This is a genomic window from Vibrio sp. 10N.222.48.A3 (assembly GCF_041475345.1).
GTDB lineage: Bacteria > Pseudomonadota > Gammaproteobacteria > Enterobacterales > Vibrionaceae > Vibrio > Vibrio tasmaniensis_A.
The window spans coordinates 1-835 of record NZ_JBFRVX010001280.1; the positions used below are offsets into that span (position 1 = coordinate 1).

Genomic DNA, 835 nt, shown 5'->3' on the forward strand with positions numbered 1-835 from the left:
TTTTAATGTTGACTCTATTGTTCAATGAGATTTTCCTTATTAAAAGTTGAAATATAGAAACACACTTGAAGATGAGCTTCTGATAATGTAAATGGATGCTGCAAACAAAAAGGCCGCTGAAATCATTTTTCCGATCCCAACACCTCTTTGTATCAATTCATATGAATTAGTTTTAGACAATAGATAAAAAGAAAAAGAGATGGTAGAGAATGGGATTGCATTTACGGCTACCATATTAGGAAGAATACCAAATAGAAGGTCAAAATTAGTGCCAATCCATGACAATTTGTTAGAAGGTATTCCCTCTATTGGTTTGTCGATTAGATTGAGCCCGATCATACTAGATAATAGGTTTACGGCGGTTGTAAGGTTTTCCGCCCTAAAAAAGACCCATGTCATATTGATGAATATAAACGTTGTCAGCCAAGCTAACCATGTTGGCATGTTTCCGCCAACAGATTTCCATATTCTGTGCAATACGAGAGCCATGCCATGTAACGCTCCCCAGATAACAAACATCCAGCTAGCACCATGCCATAACCCACCAATTAGAAATGTAATGAAAAGGTTGCTGTAAGTCGTTAGTTCTTTTTTCTTACTCCCACCAAGAGGGATGTAAATGTAATCCTTAAGGAACCTTCCTAATGTTATGTGCCATCTACGCCAAAAGTCTTGGATATCTAATGATTTATAAGGCGAGTTAAAGTTGATTGGTAGCTTTATATTAAATAGCAACGCAGCACCCATCGCCATATCGCAGTAACCACTGAAGTCAAAGTACAACTGAAAAGAGTAGCTCAAGCTCGTTAGCCAAGCTTCGTAGAATGATAATGTC

At 37.6% G+C, this 835-nt stretch carries 1 protein-coding gene; it reads right to left on the reverse strand.

Annotated features, from left to right (window positions below; all coding sequences use genetic code 11):
• Positions 1 to 39: 39 nt before the first annotated feature.
• Positions 40 to 835, reverse strand: a 796-nt coding sequence (locus AB4653_RS25685) for an MBOAT family protein (RefSeq protein WP_372105640.1), incomplete at its 5' end; no start/stop codon positions are given.